Origin of the sequence: Pseudoalteromonas sp. McH1-42 (assembly GCF_022347845.1) — a bacterium.
In the GTDB taxonomy this organism is placed as follows: domain Bacteria; phylum Pseudomonadota; class Gammaproteobacteria; order Enterobacterales; family Alteromonadaceae; genus Pseudoalteromonas; species Pseudoalteromonas rubra_D.
On record NZ_JAKRFU010000002.1, the window covers coordinates 42215 to 64694 of the forward strand.

21 protein-coding genes are annotated in these 22480 nt (G+C 46.7%); 8 read left to right on the forward strand and 13 right to left on the reverse strand.

Annotated features, from left to right (window positions below):
- Window positions 1-67: 67 nt before the first annotated feature.
- From MHN31_RS02215 to ilvY, 3 genes are all read right to left on the reverse strand, one after another.
- Window positions 68-1867, reverse strand: coding sequence for a DUF4856 domain-containing protein (locus MHN31_RS02215; protein ID WP_239443353.1), 1800 nt, complete (start codon window positions 1865-1867; stop codon window positions 68-70).
- Window positions 1868-2200: 333 nt separating this feature from the next.
- Window positions 2201-2899: a response regulator transcription factor gene (locus tag MHN31_RS24335; RefSeq protein WP_239443354.1), complete on the reverse strand. Its 699-nt coding sequence runs from the start codon at window positions 2897-2899 to the stop codon at window positions 2201-2203.
- 62 nt (window positions 2900-2961) lie between these two features.
- A complete protein-coding gene (gene ilvY / locus MHN31_RS02225) occupies window positions 2962-3852 on the reverse strand; it encodes an HTH-type transcriptional activator IlvY (RefSeq protein ID WP_125560165.1) in 891 nt (296 codons plus the stop codon).
- 131 nt (window positions 3853-3983) lie between these two features.
- Here ilvY and ilvC point away from each other — a divergent pair, with 131 nt between their 5' ends.
- The 4 genes from ilvC (at window position 3984) to MHN31_RS02245 (ending at window position 9864) form a co-directional block, all read left to right on the forward strand.
- Window positions 3984-5456: a ketol-acid reductoisomerase gene (gene ilvC / locus MHN31_RS02230; protein WP_239443355.1), complete on the forward strand. Its 1473-nt coding sequence runs from the start codon at window positions 3984-3986 to the stop codon at window positions 5454-5456.
- 222 nt (window positions 5457-5678) lie between these two features.
- Window positions 5679-7586 carry a methyl-accepting chemotaxis protein gene (locus MHN31_RS02235; RefSeq protein WP_239443356.1) on the forward strand — a complete coding sequence of 636 codons (1908 nt, stop codon included), beginning with the start codon at window positions 5679-5681 and terminating at the stop codon, window positions 7584-7586.
- 201 nt (window positions 7587-7787) lie between these two features.
- Window positions 7788-8993 (forward strand): tetratricopeptide repeat protein, encoded by a 1206-nt coding sequence (locus MHN31_RS02240; RefSeq protein WP_239443357.1) that lies wholly within the window; start codon window positions 7788-7790, stop codon window positions 8991-8993.
- Window positions 8974-9864 carry a M20/M25/M40 family metallo-hydrolase gene (locus MHN31_RS02245; RefSeq protein WP_164517527.1) on the forward strand — a complete coding sequence of 297 codons (891 nt, stop codon included), beginning with the start codon at window positions 8974-8976 and terminating at the stop codon, window positions 9862-9864. The genes MHN31_RS02240 and MHN31_RS02245 overlap by 20 nt, the downstream gene beginning before the upstream one ends.
- On the opposite strand, the gene MHN31_RS02250 is transcribed toward MHN31_RS02245, so the two are convergent.
- The gene (locus MHN31_RS02250) at window positions 9804-10112 is read right to left on the reverse strand and encodes a GIY-YIG nuclease family protein (RefSeq protein ID WP_049864269.1); all 309 of its coding nucleotides are present in this window, start codon (window positions 10110-10112) and stop codon (window positions 9804-9806) included. The two genes, MHN31_RS02245 and MHN31_RS02250, sit on opposite strands and share 61 nt — an antisense overlap.
- 130 nt (window positions 10113-10242) lie before the next feature.
- On the opposite strand from MHN31_RS02250, the gene bamE reads away from it, so the two are divergent.
- Complete coding sequence (gene bamE, locus MHN31_RS02255; protein WP_239443358.1) at window positions 10243-10602, forward strand: outer membrane protein assembly factor BamE; 360 nt, start codon at window positions 10243-10245, stop codon at window positions 10600-10602.
- A gap of 52 nt (window positions 10603-10654) precedes the next feature.
- Here the strand turns inward: bamE and MHN31_RS02260 are convergent, their stop codons facing one another.
- On the reverse strand, window positions 10655-12016 hold the full coding sequence (locus MHN31_RS02260) for an ankyrin repeat domain-containing protein (protein ID WP_194866838.1): 1362 nt from the start codon (window positions 12014-12016) through the stop codon (window positions 10655-10657).
- A gap of 362 nt (window positions 12017-12378) precedes the next feature.
- Between MHN31_RS02260 and MHN31_RS02265 the strand changes: the two genes are divergently transcribed.
- Window positions 12379-12555 (forward strand): DUF2897 family protein, encoded by a 177-nt coding sequence (locus MHN31_RS02265; protein WP_125560151.1) that lies wholly within the window; start codon window positions 12379-12381, stop codon window positions 12553-12555.
- Window positions 12556-12587: 32 nt separating this feature from the next.
- Here MHN31_RS02265 and MHN31_RS02270 read toward each other — a convergent pair whose 3' ends face one another.
- Both MHN31_RS02270 and bamC read right to left on the reverse strand, forming a co-directional pair.
- Window positions 12588-13958 (reverse strand): YjiH family protein, encoded by a 1371-nt coding sequence (locus tag MHN31_RS02270; RefSeq protein WP_138537685.1) that lies wholly within the window; start codon window positions 13956-13958, stop codon window positions 12588-12590.
- Window positions 13959-14056: 98 nt separating this feature from the next.
- Window positions 14057-15124 carry an outer membrane protein assembly factor BamC gene (bamC, locus tag MHN31_RS02275; protein ID WP_125560149.1) on the reverse strand — a complete coding sequence of 356 codons (1068 nt, stop codon included), beginning with the start codon at window positions 15122-15124 and terminating at the stop codon, window positions 14057-14059.
- A gap of 334 nt (window positions 15125-15458) precedes the next feature.
- Between bamC and MHN31_RS02280 the strand changes: the two genes are divergently transcribed.
- Both MHN31_RS02280 and bcp read left to right on the forward strand, forming a co-directional pair.
- Window positions 15459-15992 carry an ACT domain-containing protein gene (locus MHN31_RS02280; RefSeq protein ID WP_010382295.1) on the forward strand — a complete coding sequence of 178 codons (534 nt, stop codon included), beginning with the start codon at window positions 15459-15461 and terminating at the stop codon, window positions 15990-15992.
- Window positions 15993-16002: 10 nt separating this feature from the next.
- On the forward strand, window positions 16003-16473 hold the full coding sequence (gene bcp / locus MHN31_RS02285; RefSeq protein WP_125560147.1) for a thioredoxin-dependent thiol peroxidase: 471 nt from the start codon (window positions 16003-16005) through the stop codon (window positions 16471-16473).
- Window positions 16474-16684: 211 nt separating this feature from the next.
- Here the strand turns inward: bcp and pdxJ are convergent, their stop codons facing one another.
- From pdxJ to lepA, 6 genes are read right to left on the reverse strand one after another with little or no spacing between them, the layout of a single operon-like run.
- Complete coding sequence (gene pdxJ / locus MHN31_RS02290; protein WP_194866840.1) at window positions 16685-17416, reverse strand: pyridoxine 5'-phosphate synthase; 732 nt, start codon at window positions 17414-17416, stop codon at window positions 16685-16687.
- Window positions 17417-17421: 5 nt separating this feature from the next.
- Entirely contained in the window at window positions 17422-18129 is a 708-nt protein-coding gene (gene recO / locus MHN31_RS02295) for a DNA repair protein RecO (protein WP_125560143.1), read from the reverse strand.
- Window positions 18130-19032 (reverse strand): GTPase Era, encoded by a 903-nt coding sequence (era, locus tag MHN31_RS02300; RefSeq protein ID WP_049864276.1) that lies wholly within the window; start codon window positions 19030-19032, stop codon window positions 18130-18132.
- Window positions 19022-19699 (reverse strand): ribonuclease III, encoded by a 678-nt coding sequence (rnc, locus tag MHN31_RS02305; RefSeq protein ID WP_010382304.1) that lies wholly within the window; start codon window positions 19697-19699, stop codon window positions 19022-19024. Before rnc ends, era begins: the two co-directional genes overlap by 11 nt.
- Window position 19700: 1 nt before the next feature.
- Entirely contained in the window at window positions 19701-20636 is a 936-nt protein-coding gene (gene lepB / locus MHN31_RS02310; RefSeq protein ID WP_138537545.1) for a signal peptidase I, read from the reverse strand.
- An 11-nt stretch (window positions 20637-20647) separates the two neighbouring features.
- Window positions 20648-22435: a translation elongation factor 4 gene (lepA, locus tag MHN31_RS02315; protein ID WP_010382307.1), complete on the reverse strand. Its 1788-nt coding sequence runs from the start codon at window positions 22433-22435 to the stop codon at window positions 20648-20650.
- Window positions 22436-22480: the final 45 nt, after the last annotated feature.

A 22480-nucleotide genomic window follows, 5' to 3' on the forward strand; every position in this document is an offset into this window, starting at 1 on the left:
AGTCTAGATACGCAAAAGGCTAGCAAAACACGCTAACCTTTTGACAGTTCAAAGAATCGTTTATAACTTACCAGTTAGCAACATTCTCTGCATCAAAGCCGTATACTTCCTGAAGGATGTCACGTGCCTGACCCAGCTTCTCAATGTAAGCATCTACGTCATTTGGTTCGATCGCTGGCTGCGTGCCCATCAGGTCATGCATTTGCTCGAATTTACCGACATTACCTTCTGCATAGAAAGGTGAGAAACGGTTGAACTGGAAGTTCAGTGCAAAGCCTTTCATTTCTGACCAGTGCTTAGCGAGTGTAGCGAAATCTGATGCTTTGTACTCACCGCCATTTACGCCTTCTTTCAGCGCTTCCAGGTCTTTAGTTGTGTCATTGATATAATGTACAACGGTTGCTGCAATGGCTTTTTCCCATGCCATCAGTGCATCTTTCGCATGGCCTTTCAGTTCATCCATTTGCGCTTCACTAAGCGCGCCTTCAGTTGCGTTAATCAACTTACGACCATTGTAAAACGCTTCAAATGCGTCTTTAGTCAGGTCAGTTGGATTTGCATTATCTACAGTACCACGGTCACGCTTAGCTGCGTTGGTCGAGTTACCAAAGTTATACTCTGAGTTAAAGTCAATTTTGCCATCAGCATTAGCATCGTTGTAACCAGCGCTGAAGCCGTCACGTCCGCCTTTACCTGCAATCTCGTCATCAGAGTAGCTCATGTAGTTACGCGCTGCACCGAAGTAGCCGAAACCTTCATCCCACTGATGCTCAAGGTTAGTGTAAGTTTTACCGTCAACGGCAACCGTGTTATCAGTCTGCAGACCTTTGCCTTCTGTGTCATAGTCCAGATAATCATCCGCTGACTGAGAGAAAGCCACGGCACCGTATAGGAACTTCTGGATCAACTGATTAAGGTCAACACCTGTTTCAGTCACATAAATAGTGTCGATCTCTTCACCACCAGGTGCGGTTGCATTACCTGTAATCGCACGCTCAGCTAACTGATCAAACAATTGTTTTACAAATAGCTCAGGAATTGGGGTCTCACCGTCTGCTGCGATGGCTGTCCAGCCAGCGAAGCTGCCATCTTCAGTCCAATCTTTGTACTGACCTTTTGCATCATTACCAGCGACTTTTCCACTCAGGTTTTTATGAGAAGATGAAATATCAGTCAAAGTAGTCTGTGCCGCAGGGTCTGTCACCACAGTAAGAGCACGATCTTCCCAGATGCTGTTATAGTCTTCTTCAGATACGGCATAAAACTTGTTTAGCTCAGTAAGTAGCGTTTCTTTTGTTGCATTTTCGCCTTGTGCGTCCGTAACGAACTGAGCGCTGCCAATGTAATTGAACAACTCTTTGATTAACACGTGACGTGCAATCTGGCCTGAGTAAGCAACACTGGATTCACCTTCTGCAAAACGGCTGATGAAATCATAGTCCATTTCGTCCAGTACTTTAAACTTAACCTGGAATTCTTCCGTGTTTTCACCGTCATTAACGGTAACCGTAACAGTCACTTCCTGCTCTAATTCATAGTTCAGGTGTTCACCGGCTTTTAATCTTAAAACGCCTTCAACAACTTCAAAACGCGAGTCAGACACTTCAAAAGTGTGGCTGTCATCGTCGCTGTCAGTTACAACCAGAGTACCTATCTCTACCGCAACCATATTTTCAGTCACAGTGACTTCAGTTGCGTCTGCATCCTTACTTGTCAGAGTAACAGCGGTTGGCGCTGCATTCGTTGATGTGTCAGGGGTCTGACCATTATTGATATTGTTGTCATTTGAGCTTGAACCACCGCATGCGGTCAAACCTAAAGTAGCAACTAAAATAGAAGTAGCAAGCAGAGATTTTTTGAAAATCATTGAGCATTCCTTAATAAAGCAATGTTAAAAATTATTCTTAGTCGCGTTAAGTATACACCGCTTTAAATAGCAATCAATTCTATTTACGTTGCTAAATACACGATTTAGATCAAGGAATGCGCAATTTCACTGCCCACATAAATCGGTTAGGGACAACTAAACTAGATATGAAATAAAAATATATGTTTGATTTATATAGACTATTGAGGCGACAGTGTCACTAGAACAAAAGAGGAAAAAGAAGCAATGTACAAACGAGAGCGAATGGATAGTTCGAATAATTGGAACTATCCAATGTGGAAATTTCGTCAAATTATGAGCTAAGCTTTAGGTTCACCAGGCATCTTTTACAAACAGATAACCTTTACGCCAAACTGTTTTAATTTTTTCTGCGCCGACAGCGGTATCTCCCAGTTTTCTGCGCAAACATGATACACGCACATCTACCGTGCGACTGTTTGCCTGGTAATGCTGTCCAACCACCTTTTTATAAATGTCTTCGCGACTGACAACGTCCGGGGCGCGAGAAGCCAACAGCCAGAGTAACTCAAACTCATGACTGGTCAAGCTAACCGGTTGCTTTTTCAGTGAAACACTGCGCTCATGCAAATTCAGGTAAAGCTGGCCAAAGTGGAGCTCATCTGGCGTTTCAGACTGCATGGCCGATATGGCCGGGTGTTTACGTATCAAAGCATCAAGCCGGGCACGCCATAATCGGGGTTTGGCCATACAGGGGATAACATCGTCTGCGCCCAGTTCCAGCATCAGGCTCTGCAAATCTTCATTGTCCTCGTCAAGCGCTACCATTAAAGGCGCATCGAAGCAGGATTTGAGTGTATTAATAGTATCGTACTGCGCACTGGTTGCCAGAGCCTGACCAATCACAATACTGTCTACTTGTTGAGCCGGATACCCTTTACGAGTTGCCTCATGAATATTCATAAACCGCATAACATAACCATGCTGTTGCAATGCCTCAAAAGGTGCGATGCTGTGTCCTTTTTCATCTTGTGCGATTAATACCGTTGACACGAAAAAGCCTCGTTAAAACTAACTATGCAGGCTAGTCTAGTGACCCTAGCTGAACAAACGCTTTACGCGGCGAACAAACGCGCCGCAACCCGAAATAAGGCACTAACCACCGGGTCCTGAAGACGTTTCTTCTTGCATACCAGGCCGATTTCAATCTCTTCGCTTTGCAACCCCAACGTCTGAACCTGGTTTCTAAACGGGCTTTGCTCTAATACGACTTCTGGCACATAAGCAATGCCGAAGCCCAGGCTGGTCAAAGCAACCATGGCCTCATGACCGGAAACATGTGCATAGATCTTCGGCTGTAGTGCTTTCTTCTTAAAAAACACATCCAGACGCTCTTTCAAAACACCATGCTCGGGCACAATGAAAGGTACCTGTTGCCAGGGTAGTTCTCCACGCTGCTGCTCCAGCAGCTCACTCAAAGGGCATTTCATCGTTGGCGCAATAAACAGCAGCCGTGAGCGACCAATACTGAGGTATTCCAGCCCCTGGGGCAGGTTACGGGGCCGAACGGCAACGGCAACATCAACCACTTCTCCCTGTACTTGAGCAATAGAGTTTGCCGGATCGCCAGTCAACAAGTTAAGCTCTACCTGAGGGAAATCCTGTCGGTAACGGGCAAACAAGTCATAGATAAAACTGTAAGAGGCAGTCACAGAACAAAACAAGCTCAGCTCACCACTGAGCGGCTTGTCTTCATCCAGACATTCACTTTTAAACTGGCGCCAACTTGCCAGTGTAGCCTGCGCGTAATGAATAAAAGCCTGCCCTTGTGATGTCAGAGCGACACTGCGGTTGTCACGGATAAATAGCGGCGCGCCAACCTCCTCTTCAAGCTGTTTTATCTGCCGACTCAGCGTTGGGGGGCTAATATAGCAGCGCTCACTGGCGCGGGAAAAATGCAACGTATCCGCCAATGCCAGAAAGTACTTAAGTTGTTTATGGTCCATCTCAAATTGTTCACTCTATGTATTTCACAATATGAAATACAATAGTTTAAATATATCATTTTACGCAACTTAAACTTATTACTAGTCTAGAACCTAACTCATTATGTTAGAACAATCAGACAGGACAAATCATGGCGAACTATTTCAATTCACTGCCACTGCGTGAGCAACTAGCCCAACTGGCGCAGTGCCATTTCATGGACCCAAAAGAGTTTGAGGACGGTGTTAACGTCCTGCTTGGTAAAAAACTGGTGATCATTGGCTGTGGCGCTCAGGGCCTGAACCAGGGTCTGAACTTACGCGATTCAGGGTTAGATGTCAGCTATGCGCTGCGTCAGTCTGCCATTGATGAAAAACGCCAGTCATTTAAAAATGCCAGCGAAAATGGCTTTGAAGTGGGTACCTACGAAACCTTGATCCCACAGGCTGATCTGGTTCTTAACCTGACGCCAGACAAGCAACACACAGCGGTAGTTGAAGCCGTGATGCCACTGATGAAACATGGGGCCACACTCGCCTATTCCCATGGCTTCAATATCGTTGAAGAAGGTATGCAAGTACGTGAAGACATAACCGTTATCATGGTGGCACCTAAGTGTCCGGGCACTGAGGTTCGAGAAGAATACAAGCGTGGCTTTGGCGTGCCGACCTTAATTGCAGTGCACCCGGAAAATGACCCTCAAGGTCATGGTCTGGCTCAGGCTAAAGCCTATGCAGCGGGAACAGGTGGGCACAAAGCTGGTGTACTCCACTCGTCCTTCATCGCCGAAGTAAAGTCTGACTTAATGGGTGAACAGACCATACTGTGCGGTATGCTACAAACCGGCTCATTGCTATGCTTTGATAAAATGGTCGAACAAGGCATTGAAGCGGGTTATGCCTCAAAACTTATCCAGTACGGTTGGGAAGTGATCACTGAAGCACTCAAACACGGTGGTATCACCAATATGATGGACCGCCTGTCCAACCCGGCGAAAATCAAGGCGTTTGACTTAAGTGAAGACCTTAAAACACTCATGCGCCCTTTATACAATAAACATATGGACGACATCATCAGTGGTGAGTTCTCTCAGGGTATGATGGCTGACTGGCAAGAAGACGATGCCAAGTTACTCAGCTGGCGCGCTGAAACCGCAGAAACCGCGTTTGAGAAACAGCCAAACTGCGAGCAAGAAATTACAGAACAAGCGTTCTTTGACAACGGTATTTTGATGGTCGCCATGGTTAAAGCAGGTGTAGAACTGGCGTTCGAAACGATGACAGCCGCGGGCATCATCGAAGAGTCAGCCTATTATGAGTCTTTGCATGAAACGCCGCTCATCGCCAATACGATTGCCCGTAAAAAGCTGTTCGAAATGAACCGGACAATCTCAGACACAGCGGAATACGGCTGTTATTTATACAATCATGCTTGCTTACCGTTGCTCAAACCATTTATGGAAAAAATCGGTACAGAAGTCATTGGTAAAGGGTTGCCGAACAACTCCAATGAAGTGGACAACCAGACGCTGATCCAAGTCAATGCGGCAATCCGTAATCATCCGGTTGAAGTGGTTGGAAATACCTTACGAGGCTACATGTCAGCCATGAAGAAGATCATCTAACCATTTGAAAAGAAAGAGTACAATAATCTTTTAAGTGCATTGAACTCTGCCCTTTTTTGCCATTTTAGTTCGCTTGTTAGAAACCAAGGCCCGCCTGCTATGCAGCGGGCTTTTTTACCTTATAAAACATGACAGTATTGTGACAACGACTTTATACCTATAGGTGTTAATTATTGACCATGCTAAAATTATAAGCCACGGGATATAGAAGTAGTAACTTTAATGCATAACACTGGTTTAACAATTACACAACGTATTACTCTGCTAGGCAGTCTAATCGCGGTTGTTGTCGCTTGTCTGATCGGCTTTATTTCAACCTATCAGGCTAAGTCTATGATCGAGACGCGCATGCTGGGCTCTGAATTACCCAGCAAGGTTGAGAGCATCAACAAGTCGATTAGCCAACAAATTGGCCAGCTTAAGAGTGCGGCAAAACAACTTTCAAGCAATCAATTTTTACTTGATGCGGTCAACAAAGGTCAGTTAGATGAGCAAGTTTTGCTTACTGAATTGGCGCGCGTGCAAAATCAATACGCACTGGTTACCGCCTCCTGGGCAAACAGGGAAACGCATCAGTACTGGAACCAAAACGGCTTTTTGCGTGTCCTCAACCAGCAACAAGATGGTTGGTTTTTCCACTTCACACAAAGCGCTGAAGAGTATTCCATTAGCATTTACCAGGAAGCGCCGGGCGATGTGAAAATGTTTGTCAACCATCAGCAAACTAATGGCATTGGTCTGGCCGGCCTTGCAAAAAGTATAGATGCCATGCAAACCATGCTGGCTAACATGACCATTGAGCAAAGTGGCTTTGTTTTTGTGGTCGAAAAATCTCAGGGCGTTGTGCAGCTTCATCCTGACGCGAGCAAAGTAGCCAAAACCAAGTTAATCGACTTATATGGCTCGCAAGCTGCCGGACAGTTGCGCAATAGTCGCGACTTTGTTGTGCTCGACCTGGAGGCCAATGGCACACCGTCTTTGGTTGCTGCCAGCCCGATAGCAGGCACCGATCTGCTTGTTATTGCGCAAGTGCCTAAATCAGAAGTCTTTGCACAAGTCTCTTCTTTACAGTGGCAAATTGTGATCTGGTCACTGGTCGTCGTGGTTGTGGTCTGTATTGCGAGTATGCTGATGGCACGCAACCTCAGTGCACCCTTGCTAAAAATGGCTGACGTGTTCCGTCAGCTCGGTAGCGGTGATGCAAAACTGAATTACCGGGTGCCTAATGCGGAGCAACCTGAACTACAAGCTCTGGGTCAGGGGTTTAATCAGTTCATTGAAAAAATAGAAGCCGCGATCTGTAACGTTGCGAAAGAAAGCAGCGATATACGCATTGCCAGTGAGCATGTTTTTACCCAGGCAAAGAAAAATTCATCGTCATTGGATGAGCAAAAATCTCAAACACTCTCTGTTGCAGCGGCAATAAACCAGATGGCCGCAACGGTGCAGGAAATAGCAGGCAGTGCCAACAATACCGCCAAACTCACCGATGAAAGCCGCGAGCACACCAAACACAGCCACAGTTGTGTGCAACAAAGCCAATCTACCTTGCATCAGTTAGCACTGGATATACAACAAATGGCAGATCAGGTCGCAACGTTGGCGAGCAAAACACAATCCATCGCCAGTATTTTAGATGTGATCAGAGGGATTTCAGAACAAACCAACCTCCTTGCACTCAATGCAGCAATAGAGTCTGCCCGCGCTGGTGAACACGGTCGTGGTTTTGCGGTTGTTGCAGACGAAGTCAGGGCACTGGCGAGTAGAACCTCCCAATCAACAGACGAGATTCAGGCGACAATCCAGGAGCTTACCGCTGCATCGGATTCGATCGTGACACAAATCGCACAATCCTCTGATCAAGCGCAGCAAAGCGTCAACAATATGCAAACGTCAGTAGAGCTGATGAATACCATTAGTGAAACTGCCGATCAGATCAACGATATGACCACTTTAATCGCGACAGCCACCGAGGAGCAGAGTAACGTGGTCGCAGATGTCGGACGCAGCATCGAGCAGATCAGTGTGATCAGTGACGCTGTAATGAGTGAGCAACTCGACACTGAGCAGGCGATCCAGCAGCTGGCTAATTCGGCCAAAGCACTCGATAAACTGGTTGCCAGCTTCTAGCGTTAGGTGCCAAGTGGCCACTTGTATGTGGCCACTTACTTACACAAAAAACCTGCTTTATTGTTTCTTTTATGACCTGTCTTACAGGCCCATCTCCCCGATATAACGTGTATTTACTGCAATGGATTGTAACAATTTTTGCTTCCTTAACCGGTCAAAATAGCTACACTAAAAGTAAGCTGTAGATTTAGGAACGTCTTTATGTTGTCGTATACTCGTTTTGCCAGACGCTATCTTTGCCCTTTGTTGGCCGCCTCCACTTTGTTACTCAGCGGATGTGAAACAACCAAGGTCCAGCCTGAAATCAACATGGTACTGCTCGATAATGCCCCCTTCAGACAATATGAAGTAGAAACACAAAGCAGTATCTTTGCACTAGATGCCAATATTCGGGCCACATTAGACCGTTACCTGGAACGCAACAATGGCTCTAATATCAAAGTGGCAGAGCAGTTACTGCAATTTTTAGTTGAAAATGGCGATTCAAGCCTCGCATATATGCGCGGTGCCAACCTCAGTGCCTCAGATGCCTTTTATAACCTCAATGCCAATTGCCTGTCACTGTCGATCCTCGCTTATAGCTTATCGGATTACCTGGGCTTTAAGGGCCAGTTTCAACGCGTACATATCCCAGAGTACTGGGCACAAACCAAAGGCTACAGCCTGCTGACCGGACACGTTAACTTAGTGGTGACCCAGACTAATTCCGGAGCCCGGAAAAACAGCGAAAATCGCGAGGTGCTATATACGCGCCCGGCCCGGGTTGTTATTGACTTTGACCCCAACAGCCGACAACAAAAATTCGCTACCTCTAAAATCAGTAAAGAGCGTATCACCGCCATGTTTTACAGCAACAGAGGCGCCATGCACATGATCAATAAAGAAATGGATCAGGCATATAGCTACTTTCGTGCTGCCATAGACATTGATCCACTCTACTCAGCAGCCTGGGGGAATCTGGCCGTGCTCTATCGCATTAACGATCACAACGCACAAGCCGAATCTCTGTATCAACAGGCACTGCGCATCAATGACGAAAACAAAACTGCGCTGGGTAATTTAGCACTGTTATACGAACTGACTGACAGACCACACAAAGCGCAAGAGATCAGAACACAGTTACATGCACTGCGTAAGGATAACCCCTATTATTTAATTGCACTCGGTGACGAAGCCTTTGCCGCTGAAAACTACGATCAGGCACTGAAGCATTACCGCGCCGCAAACAAATTGTCGGCGTCAATCCACGAAGGTTACTTTGGCCTGGCAAAAGTCTACTATATACAGGGTGAGCTTGAGCTGAGCAGAACATTTCTAAACCGGGCGTTGAACCACGCTAGTTTCAACCATGACAAGAAACGCTATCAGAACAAGCTGGAGTGGCTCAGTGCAACGGCTAAAAATTAGTGCCCTATGGCTTTGTTGTATTACCGCTACTGCGCATGCGAATACGCAGCTGGAAACAGACCTAAAGGTACTGACCAGCCCGGAACACGCGGGTCGGGGTTCAGGCGGCATCGCCATAAATGAAAGTGCCCGCTATATTCACACACGCTTCGCGGAGGCGGGGTTAGATACCTATTATCAGTCTTTTCGCTTTCGTCAGGGGCTCGGTAAGCTAGGACATGGTCACAATGTTGTTGCCACCTTGCCCTGCAACGCGCCGGTATGCCACAAAGCATTGGTGATCAGTGCCCATTACGACCATTTGGGCAGCAGGGGCTCGCGTTATTATCCCGGCGCCAATGACAATGCCTCTGGCGTGGTGGTGATGCTGGACATTGCGCAGCGCCTGGCCTCACAGCATAGGCACCGGGAAATCACATTTGTAGCCACCGATGCCGAAGAAAAAGGCCTCTACGGCGCACATTTTTTCGCAGCCACGCTGACGCCCAGCCAGGTTGCCCTGAATATCAATCTGGATATGCTCGCTGTAAGCGGAAAAAATCGTTTGTATGTCCTTGCCTCAAAACAGGCAAGTGAGTTTACCGATGCCATTGAGCCTGCTTTTGACAACCAGATCCGTGCTCTGGTTTATACATCTGCGACCAGTATGGCACGTCGCTTAGACACGCCGCGAGTAGACTGGCTCCGAGCCAGTGATCACTATGCCTTCCATAAAGTCGGAATACCTTTCGCTTATTTTGGCGTGGGCATTGACCCCAATCACCACACTCCAAAAGACCAGTTTGATAAGGTAAACCTGCCCAAACTGAATCAGGTGTCGGAACATATCAGTGCTTTTATATCAGCGTTATCGGTGTCAGCCGCCCCCTGAACGAGCGCAACCTTGCGTGACTTAGATAACCGCTTAAAGCGCCATTCGAGCCGGGCTGCAGTGCGCTTATCTTCCACCGCCAAGCTGTAAACCAGCTTTAACGGACCTTTGCCACGCAAATTCTTGGCGCCTTTGCCAGCATCATGTTCGGCAAAACGCCGAGAAACATCGTTGGTGATGCCGGTATACCAATGACCAAATCGATTTTCAATTATGTACAGGTACCAGGGCTGCTGGGGTTTGCTCATTGCTTTGACCACTCAATACAATTAATGGAACTATTTTAACGGTGAACAGTCGAAACTTACCAATAATTCTACTTTACCTTCTTTATCCATTCTGTATCATTCATACAACCAAAAATAAGGATACACATACATGCAGTTAAAAAAGCGCCTTTTTGTTTGGCTTAGTATTATTCTTGCAACGACATTGCTGTCTGCCTGTTCCAGCTGGGTATACCGGATAAATGTGCCTCAGGGTAACTTCCTGGAGCAGTCCGATGTCGATAAGCTCAGAATTGCTATGACAAAAGAGCAAGTTTTATATGTATTGGGCACGCCTGTGGCTAAAGACGCGTTTAACAGCGAAATCTGGCATTACTCTTATGTGTTCAATCTGGGTAGAGACTCAGAGCAACGCAAAGAGCTGGTGGTTTATTTCAACGGTGATGCATTGAATGATATTTCAGGGGATTTTGATAAACCGGCGGAATTCAATACGCCACTTACCGAGTGATTTGATTCTCTCGCTACTGTCCCCCATTAAAAGCAGAGCTTGTGCTCTGCTTTTAGCTACCCATCACCGCTATCAACACCACGACACTGAATAAAAATTGCAGTGACATACTCAGCCAGGCCAACACATTAACACCAATCAGGCTCCAGGGTGACGCATCCTGCGGGTAGAGCGGACTGCGCTTTTGCCAACGAGCAAGCGCGAAAAACAGCAGTGTCAGACTGGAGATCATGATGGTTGCAGACAGCTTGTTACTGTGTGACTCATTAAAAAAGAAATTCAGTTGCACCGGCATCAGAATTGCTACCAATGCATACAAACTGTAAACCCGTGCGACTTTCTCATACTTGGCCGCAAAAGATAACTCAATGATACCCCGCGCTTCGAGAAACTTCTTTGCTGCGACCGCTTGTGCCTGATTTGCCAAGCGATAAGGCGTCATTCCAGTGACATCTGCCAGTCTCGGGTCTACACCCATAGACTCAACCAGCTCTAGCATGGCTGTTGAATTAGAGAGCACCGCATAGTGCATCAGATTACGGCCAAGATCATCCAAGGATTGGGGGCAATACTGCTCTTTAAGCGCCTCAGCAGCGCTCACAAAGCCCTGCTCTACCAGCCACATCATGGCCGACTTACCAGATTGATCTTTGCTTTGTCCACTGGCCCCTTTCTCTATGAGTTTGAGAGCAATAGATTGCTTAGCCTGCTTAGACATCACATGAGCCAGGAGTGCCTGATCCAGCAGGCGTTCAACTTCGTCACCATCACACAAATGTTGCAACAGCCCGACATAGACTTCATCGCTTTGCAGACACTCAACGGCCAACTGTAAGGTCGCTACGGTGTCTTGCAACACTGATTTCAGCATATCACTCAGCTGCTGTCGTGTTTCTTCGTCAGCAATACGCCATAAATCACAGGCTTCTTGTGCTGTAAGTGTTAAACCGTGGTGCAGAAGTAGCAATAGAGCGCGGGTGTAAGTTTTATTCAGCAGCAGTGTCGCAGGTGAGACCTCAGTATGATACGCAAGCTGCGCCTTAATATCTGCATACTGAGCAAACACACCCAACAATTTGGCAATCAACTCATCCTGGCTAACGCCTGCATTGGCAATATGCGCCAGTAAGTCATCACAATAAGTCTGGTGCGCCTCATCGTAGTCATCAATATGCTGATAATGACAAGACTCGAATGGCTCCAATGGTTTAAGCCACAAAATATACATCAATGGAGGTAAAACCGATGAGCGTACACCTTGTTGGTCTGTCAGTGTTTCACACTCAGGCCAGGCTTCCAGTGCATCCAGGATAAATGCCCCATTATTTTCAACCAGCCCTTTGAGTAGCAAAGGAAACTGAGCCGGCCAAATTAAAACATGCTCCATTAAAGAATTAACCACCTTATTAGTCATATCACACGCTTATTGCCATCAATATTGTCGCAACGCTGTTAGCGGAATGATACCAATTGCATCTTAAAAAAGCTGCTGCTGATCTCAAGAATCTCACCAACTTACCTAATATATGGACAACCAAACAATTATCGCGTTCCTCATATTTCTCAAAGCTTGCCTAAACCGTCTTTCCAGAACACATAAATAGCGCTATACCACGTTGTTATTATGGAAAATGACTCAGCTCTTTGATGCCTAATACGGTGAGTAGCAAGGGTGTTTTGTAAGTAACTCAGGTCTATGCTTGAGGTATTGAACGCTTAAGATATACAATGGAAGTGAACGTCCAATGAAGGCCCTGCGATAGGGAGCAAGTCAAGATGGAAAACACCTTACCAACCTGGCACGTGATACTGATCATTGTCATGGTCCTTGGGTTCATTATCAGTAATATTATGTTATTGAAATATATGACCCGCTTTGATGTTAAAGGCAAGCTAGATAAGCAAACCAAACCAGAGCCAGAGGCCAAACCCGAGGAAAAGGAAGATAAGTAGGGCCGCTCTGCGCCAGCCCTACTTCAGTTAGCTTAACCTACCAGCCAGTGCGCCATCAGCGCAATCACCGGTAATGTCACCAGCGTGCGCAAAATAAAGATACAGAATAACTCAAACAAGTTGACCGGGATCTTACTGCCCAGTAGCAACGCGCCGACTTCCGACATATAGATCAACTGAGTGACGCTCAATGCTGCAACAATAAAGCGAGTCACGTCGCTTTCAATGTTTGAGGCCGCCAAAATAGACGGAATGAACATGTCTGCAAAGCCAACGACAATGGTTTCAGCGGCTTTGGCAGCTTCGGGTACTTGAAGCAACTCAAGGTAAGGGATAAACGGCTTACCCAGGATCTGAAAAACAGGCGTATGCTCCGCGATGATCAAAGCGAACGTACCGACTGCCATCACCACAGGCAAAACAGCAAACACCATATCCAGCGCATTATGCACGCCTTCTTTTAACGTCCCTTTTACCCCAGGGGCTTTTTCTGCTTTTGCCAGTGCGACGTCCAGCGCATGACCAAACAGGGTTTTACCCTCAGGTACCAGCTCTGCACCCGGGTTTGCATCACTGCCGTCAACATAACAGTCTTTTTTCCATCGTAATGGTGGTAAGCGGGGAACAATAATCGCGGCGGTAATACCAGCGGCACATACAGTCAGATAAAAGGGAGCAAATAAATGCTCCAGTTTAACCTGACCAATGACCACCAGACAGAAGGTAATAGACACCGCAGAGAACGTGGTGCCGATGATGGCAGCCTCTCTTTGCGTATAGTGCTTGTCTTCATATTGACGAGAGGTCATCAAAATACCAACGCTGCCGTCACCAAGCCAGGAAGCCACACAATTCACCGCACTGCGTCCGGGTACCCCAAACAAAGGCCGCATCACTTTCGTCAGTAACGTACCAACCAGTTCCAGCAAACCAAAATTAAGTAACAAAGGCAGCAAAAGACCTGCTAACACAAACACAGAAAACAGCACAGGCAAAAGCTCATGCAGCACCAATGCACCAGTACCTGAAGAGTAAATGGCTTCAGGGCCCACCTTAAAATAGGTCATTAGAATGAACAGCATACCTGCCAGTCGGGTCACTAACCAAATTGGACTGACAGCAAATAAGTGCCGGAATAAGTGATTTTTTAGTAATTGCCTGGGTTTCACCAGGGCAACAAAAGCACTCATTACCCCGGTGATGCAAACTATGGCGACTATCATAGCCTGCGCAAAGGGGGCTATCCAGCCTTGCAGAGCCTTTGCCATCACAGCAATAGGAATGGTCATGGCTTCGCCGATTGCAACAGGTGTCATAAACAAAAACACCCCAATCAGGGAAGGCACGATAAACGCAAATAGCGTGCGCCAGTTTGGCGACGCTGAACCCGTAGATTCTGACATCATATGATTACCCACTAAAAAGAAAAAGAGCGTAAGGCTCTTTTTCATATTACTTCAACTCATTGTTTTTATTTTAATATTTTGATTTATATAAAATATTATATTTGCAGACCTCGACTGCGTAACACCTCTAACAGAGATTGCAACAACAGCTCCATAGTCGGTGCATCCAGCACTTGCTCCTCGCTATCCAACCAGGTCAACGCCGTTTGACCATCATCCGTTGTAGATACTTTCACGACATAATCGCCGTCCGCCAGAGGCAAGACCGTCGCTTCCTCGCCCCAGATAGAATCCCAGACGCTTTGCTCAGGAGCTTCATAACGCACTTTCACCAAATCATTGTCTCTGTCAAGGCGAATGACTGTAAAGTTAACGCGCTCAAGGAAATTCGACAGACGATCCATTACCGCACTTTTTTCAACCAGTGTCAGCATCGCAGCGTTACCATCCTGATCGAACCCACCTTCCAGAGATAACAAGCCCTGCTGTTTGCGTAGTTCAACTGCCAGTAGTCGATAACGATAATCAAATTCTGCGATCACTTCATTCAGAGCACGCACTTCTAACTGCTGTTTAAGCATATCAGTGAGCGGCTGCTCTTCACTTTGATAATCAAGTAACTTCGCACTCAAAGAAGCAGTGCGCTGGTGTTCTTTTTGCTCAACAGTAAAAGCGAAACGCTGCCGTGATACTTCAACAATATCTTCCCACAACCAGCCTTCATCTTTTTTGATCAATGCATACCAGTCAGTTTCGACTGTGCCTGCCTGACGGGCATCCTTAGCAATCTGAGTATTGTGGTTCGCCATAACGCCATCCAACGACTGCCAGATGAAACCAGCCAGATCGTCAATACCATCATTTTTATCGAAATACACTTTGGCAACTCTATCTTTGCTCTCTGCCCAGCTGCCCTGTGCCAGCGTCAGCACTTGCTGAGGGGGGCGATACAGCTTATTTTCGTCATCCGAGTTATTGTCATAATCAGCAACGGCCATCTTATATTGCGGATCCTGATATGGCTGTTCCAGCCCTTCAGGGACGCTAATGGCTTCACTAACGCGGTAGTTTTTGCTGTGATGTGCATCATTTGGAAATACACTACATCCCGTTAAACCAAGTAAAACACCTAAAGTCAGTGCTTTTGGAACCCAATACTGCACGAATAAAACTCCTTAGCAAACCCTGTTATATTTATTTACGGTAAACGAATATCGTCTTTATATGAGTGGGGATTGCCGATTTGGTTCACTGCCAGAACAACTTTTTATATCCGTCTGGCGAGCCTAAACAACTTGCAAAATTTGCCCTATGTTACTTGCCTCGCCCTGTAAACACAAGATGTGAGCCTGTCCGACCCATTATCTGGCACAGTCAAACCGTAAAGCCTGGCGCTGCCGGTATCCCAAGTAACCAAATTATGTTAGTATTTACGGCTATACATCTAAAACCTGCCGTTAGGCATTACCATATTCTCAGCGTATAGGGTGCTCTTAAATGACCACATTTACCAACCAACAACTGGTTTTGACCGCAATCGGCGAAGATCGCTCAGGGATTGTCAGTGAACTGACTATGCTGGTCAGTGAATGTAATTGCAACATCATCGATAGCCGAATAGCGATACTCGGTAACGAATTTACTTTCATTATGTTGTTATCAGGCGACATGGCGGCAATCAGTCGGGTTGAGCATACCTTACCGACAAAAGGGATGGAGCTGGGCTTACTGACAATGATGAAGCGCACCGCCAGCCATCAGCAAAACGAATTCAGTGCCGGTTACACCCTGGAATATAAAGGGCTCGACGCCCCCGGGACGCTAAGCAAAGTGACGCGCTTTTTTGCTGAACAAAACATCAGTATTTGTTCTTTGAAGTCTGATACATACGAAGAAAGTGACGCATTACATATGCGCTGTGAAATCGAAGTCAATATTCCCATTGAAGTCGATGCCGACGCATTTAAAATACAGTTCGAGCATCTCTCAAACTCACTAGATCTGGATTATATTTTTCGACGCATTCGTTAAGGAGCATCCTATGAATACGCTACAAGCAGGCGCTCAGGCACCGCAGTTTACTTTACAAAATCAAGATGGTGACAGTATTGCACTCAGCACACTTCTGGAATCAAACCAGGTGCTGGTGTATTTCTATCCAAAGGCACTAACACCAGGCTGCACTGTTCAGGCTGAACAACTCAGAGATCACAAGGCTCAGCTAGCACAGTATAATACGGTAGCCGTTGGGATCAGCCCAGATCCGGTTAAGAAGTTAAAAAATTTCGAGACCAAAAAAGAACTGAACTTTGATTTGTTGTCTGATGAAGATCATGCCATCGCTGATGCATTCGGCGTTTGGGGACTGAAAAAGTTCATGGGCAAAGAATACGACGGTATCCACCGCATCAGCTTCCTGATCGGGCAGGATGGCACCGTTAAACACGTGTTCAACAAATTTAAGACCAAAGAGCATCACCAGGTCGTCATCGACTATCTGGCAGCACAGTAAAGAAAAAGGGGCTGAATTCAGCCCCTTTTTAGATCCTTTCGCATCATATTATGCCAATTTGCTTAATTCAGTGTTCCATTTTGAGGCGAGAAAATAGTGTCGATAACAAGGCAAAAATTTTGCTATTTAGTTGTTCTAAATAAGAAATTTTTAACGCCGTTAGCGTCCTATTTGCTCCTTCAAATTGAACAGGTATTAAGTGAAATTGGTATTAGCTGCGAGCATCCAGCATCAAGCGCTTCATATCTCTGACGGCTTTTTCTAATCCATCAATGGCTGCTCTGGCAATAATCGCATGACCAATGTTGAGCTCATAGATTTCCGGCATTTCAGCAATGGGCTTCACATTGTGATAATGCAGACCATGACCCGCGTTAACAACAATGCCCAGGCCATGCGCATATTTTACGCCAGTGCGGATCCGCTCCAGCTCAGCCTGCATTTCAGCATCTGATTCTGCATCAGCATAAGCACCGGTGTGAATTTCGATATAAGGCGCCCCCGTCTCTTTAGCAGCATCAATTTGCTTAGGATCAGCATCAATAAACAAAGACACCTTGATACCCGTATCAGCAAGGCGCTCAACGGCCTGAGCTACTTTTTCTTTATTGGCTATCACATCAAGACCGCCCTCAGTGGTCAGCTCTTCACGCTTTTCCGGCACCAGACAAACATAAGCAGGCTTGACCTCACAGGCGATATCCAGCATTTCATCTGTCACTGCAATTTCCAGATTCATGCGTGTCTGAATGGTCTTCGCCATTACATACACATCCCTATCCTGGATATGACGACGGTCTTCACGTAAATGGATGGTGATCCCATCTGCACCGGCATGTTCAGCAACTGCCGCAGCGTGAGCCGGATCCGGATAGCTGGTGCCCCTCGCCTGGCGCAATGTGGCAATATGATCGACGTTTACGCCCAATAATATTTCTTTCATTGTTATTACCTTGGTTGAAATAGCTCTCTACTTTTCAGCGGTTTATGGCCAAGTAACGGCCTGAGTAAATATCTGCTTAAGCCCTTCGCCTGACGCCTGACTTGATCATCAGTAAAGTCATGCTGAGCGATCTGTTGAAGCACCCGGCCCAAAAAGCCGATGTGTCTGTCATCTGTTCTGATAAATCCCAGCTCTCGGGTATATTGATAGTAGGCAGTCTCACTAATTGCCTCGCCATCGGCATCACAATCAAATTCAACCCCGAACCCCAGTTGCTCCAGTAACTGAAACTCAAAGCTACGCAATGTCAGTTCAAATTGGTGCTTATTGGCACTATCGACGAGGCTATGAAGCTGTACTAAATGCTGATGGTAGAGTGAGAATATCGACTCCAGTGGTTCATTAACCGGAATTACCCGTGCACTGAGTTCATTGAGGTAGAAACCACAATACAATACCTGCCCTTTTAAAGCCATAGGCTGAGCATGTAGCTCAATGTCGTTAAGGTATTTTAAATCGTGTCGGCCGCTGTAGCGAACCAGTAACAGGCTGAAGGGTTGGAGATGTGCATTATGTCTGAGCGCCTGACGCCCTTTAATACGGGCCAGCATCATCAGCTGACCCACCCCTTCGACCAGCATATTGAGCATCACCTGAGAGTCGCTATGCGGTCGGCGATGCAGCAAATAAGCCTGTCGAAAGTCATTGTTCAATTAGTCTTCCCCGTAGCCAAGACTACGCAGTGCCCTCTCATCATCTGCCCAGCCAGACTTCACTTTTACCCAGCACTCGAGGAACACTTTGTTATCCAGCATTTCTTCCAGATCGCGACGTGCTTCACGGCCAATGACTTTGAGCTTTTCACCCTTGTTGCCAATCACCATGCGCTTTTGCGACTCACGCTCCACCAGAATAAGTGCGTTGATCTGCCATACGCCATTATCAAGCCATTTAAACTGCTCAATTTCAACCGTGACCGAATACGGCAGTTCATCACCCATAAAGCGCATTAGTTTCTCACGCACAATTTCAGCAGCCAAAAATCGCATTGAGCGATCCGTGACATAATCATCCGGGAAGAAAAACTCGCATGCAGGCAAATGCTTGTGTACTTCAGCTTTAACCATATCGACATTGCGATTTTGCTTAGCCGAAATTGGAATGATGCCCACAAAGTCACCTTGCTCAGATAACCATTGCAAGTGCGGCATCAAAGCTTCACTTTTGTCTTTAACCTGATCGCTTTTATTGATCACCACCAAAACCGGTCGGCCGCTGGCTTTAACTTTGCTCAGCACCATTTCATCGTCTTTGGTCCACAAGGTGCCTTCAACAACAAAAATCACCAGCTCAACGTCACCAATCGAGCTCGACGCCGCTCGGTTCATCAGACGGTTAATGGCACGCTTTTCTTCGCTATGCAGGCCTGGGGTATCAACGTACACCGCCTGATAGTTATCCTCAGTGTGGATCCCCATGATGCGATGTCGGGTAGTTTGCGGTTTACGCGAAGTGATACTGACTTTTTGTTCAACCAGCTTGTTTAATAACGTCGATTTACCAACGTTGGGTCGCCCGACAATCGCGACCATGCCACAATGGGTATTAGGAGTCATTCTTTAAAATCTTTAGTGCTTTTTCAGCGGCCTTTTGCTCAGCCTTACGACGAGAGCTGCCTACTGAGATAATACTTTCCATCCCTTCCACAATGCATTCAACCGTAAAGGTTTGATTGTGCGCTTGTCCCTTAGTGTCAATTACAGTATAACCGGGTAGCGGTAACTTGCGTGCTTGCAGGTATTCCTGCAACAAAGTTTTCGGATCTTTTTGGTTATGTCCTGGAGAGATTGCCGCCAAACGCGAGTCATACCACTTTAATACCAACGTCTTACAGGTCTCGATGTCTGAGTCTAAAAACACCGCGCCAATAATCGCTTCAACTGCGTCTGCCAGGGTTGACTCTCGACGATAACCACCGCTTTTCAACTCACCCGGACCCAATCTGAGGTAATCACCCAGTCCAAACTCAACACCAAACTCTGCCAGCGTTTGCCCTCGCACAAGCGTTGAACGCATCCGGCTAAGATCGCCTTCTCGCGCTTTTGGAAACTGCTTATACAGCGCATTTGCAATAACAAAGCTTAAAATCGAATCGCCCAAAAACTCCAGACGTTCGTTATGCTGACCCTTATGGCTACGATGTGTCATAGCCTGCTCAAGCAGGCTTTGATCTGTGAATTCGTAACCGATTTTCTTATATAATTCTGTGACGTTTTTTTTCATGCTACTGAATATTACCTAGGCGTTCAAACCGAACTCCTGTTGGAACCCAGGAAGGCAAAACGCTGTCCTGGCCATTTTCAAAATCAAAACTCATCCAAATAAATACCGCTTTACCAACCAGGTTCTCTTTAGGTACAAACCCCCACATACGGCTGTCCTGACTGTTATTGCGGTTATCACCCATCGCAAAATAGCTCCCCTCAGGGACTACCCATTCGTCACGACGCGTGCCTGGTTGTTGATAATAACGCTCTGTCAGCTCTGGCAATTGTGGCGTGACTAATACGTCGTGCGTCACGTTAGGCAAACTTTCGGTCAAACGAACCATTTGCATTGCGCCTTGTTTAAATTCGTCGCGATTAACAATGTCCAAATTGATCTTGTTAAATTCACCACACGCCAGGCCATCTCGTTGTTGTTCACCATCGTCACACTGAGGCTTGATGTATAACTGACGATCACGGTACACAATGCGATCGCCCGGCAAGCCAATAATACGCTTGATAAAGTCAATGCGCTCATCCAGTGGGAATTTAAACACCGCGATATCACCTCGCTGAGGGTCATCTATTTCAACCAATTGGCTGCGCCAGACCGGATCTTTAATGCCATACGCGTACTTTTGCACCAGGATAAAATCACCATCCAACAGTGTCGGCATCATAGAGCCAGACGGGATCTGGAAGGGTTCAAAAATAAATGAGCGGAACACTGTTATCGCCGCAATCATAGGAAAGATTGATTTGGCGCTTTCAGTGATGGCAGGCACTGGTGCTATCTGCTCAATTGTTTCTTCATCGAGCGGCTGCTCAGACGCGCCTTGAGCTAATGCGATTCGCTCTTTACGCTTGGGCGCATACAACAAGTGATCGATTAACCAAATCAAGCCCGAACCGAGCGTCAATAACACCAAAAATACTGAAAAATAACCTGCCATAATAATTCCTGTTACTTACCTACTTTAAGAATCGCGAGGAAAGCATCCTGTGGCACTTCAACATTGCCCAGCTGCTTCATGCGTTTCTTACCTTCTTTTTGCTTTTGCAGTAGTTTCTTCTTACGACTGACATCACCACCATAACACTTCGCGATGACGTTTTTACGTAACTGTTTCACAGTGGTTCGCGCAATCACATGGTTGCCGATTGCAGCCTGGATAGCAATATCAAACATCTGACGCGGGATCAGCTCACGCAATGCGTCTGCCAACTGGCGTCCACGACCTTGAGAATTCTCACGGTGTGCAATAATCGCCAGGGCATCAACCCGATCACCGTTGATCAGAATGTCCACACGGACCATGTCCGACGTCTGGAAACGCTTAAAGTTGTAGTCAAGAGAAGCAAACCCTCGGCTGGTCGACTTAAGCTTATCAAAGAAGTCCATGACCACTTCAGCCATTGGCAATTCATACGTCACGGCAACCTGCTTACCGTGGTAGCTCATTTTGGTCTGTACGCCACGCTTTTCAACACACAGAGTAATGACGTTACCCAGGTATTCCTGCGGCACCAGAATATTCGCTTCTACAATCGGCTCGCGAATTTCGATGATGTCATTCACCGGAGGCAAGTCTGATGGGTTATCAATCTGGATCACCCCATCTTTCGTTTCCACTTCGTATACAACCGTTGGTGCCGTCGTGATGAGGTCCATGTCATATTCACGTTCCAGACGTTCCTGAATAATCTCCATGTGAAGCATGCCAAGGAAGCCACAACGGAAACCAAAACCCAGTGCAGTTGAGTTCTCTGGCTCGAAGAACAAAGATGCGTCATTCAGGCTCAGCTTATTCAGTGCATCACGGAAGTTTTCATAGTCATCAGACGAAATAGGGAACATACCCGCATAGACCTGAGGTTTAACCCGCTTAAAGCCAGGCAAACGCTCCTCAGCTGGTTCCTTAGTTAGGGTAATTGTATCCCCCACCGGAGCACCATGGATGTCTTTAATACCGGCAATCACAAAGCCTACTTCACCCGTTTTCAGGACACCCGTTTCTGTTTGTTTTGGTGTGAAAATACCGACTTTATCAGCAATGTGCGTCTGATCTGTCGACATAATCTTAATCTTGTCACCACGGCGTAACTCACCGTGCTTAATACGTACCAATGACACTACGCCCTGGTAAGAGTCAAACCAGGAGTCTATGATCAATGCCTGCAGAGGTTGCTCTGGCTCACCCTCGGGTGGCGGCACGTCGCGCACGATCATTTCCAGTACCTCATCGATACCGATACCTGTTTTAGCACTACACTGCACCGCTTCTAGCGCTTCAATACCGACGATTTCTTCAATCTCTTCAGCAACGCGCAATGGATCAGCCTGCGGCAAGTCGATTTTATTCAACACCGGCAGCACTTCTAGGTCCATTTCAATCGCGGTATAACAGTTAGCCAGAGTCTGGGCTTCAACACCCTGACCGGCATCAACAACCAACAAGGCGCCTTCACAGGCAGCCAGCGAACGGGATACTTCGTAACTGAAGTCTACGTGTCCCGGTGTATCGATAAAGTTGAGCTGATACGTCTCGCCGTCATTGGCCTTGTAGTTTAGCGTTACGCTCTGCGCTTTAATGGTGATCCCACGCTCTCGCTCAAGGTCCATCGAATCCAGCACCTGCTGCTGCATCTCGCGATCTGTTAAGCCGCCGCATACCTGGATTAAGCGGTCCGAAAGGGTCGATTTCCCGTGATCGATGTGGGCAATAATTGAAAAGTTACGGATGTGCTTCATATACTGGATTCTAAACTTCTGTTTTTCACAAATAGAGATTAAACG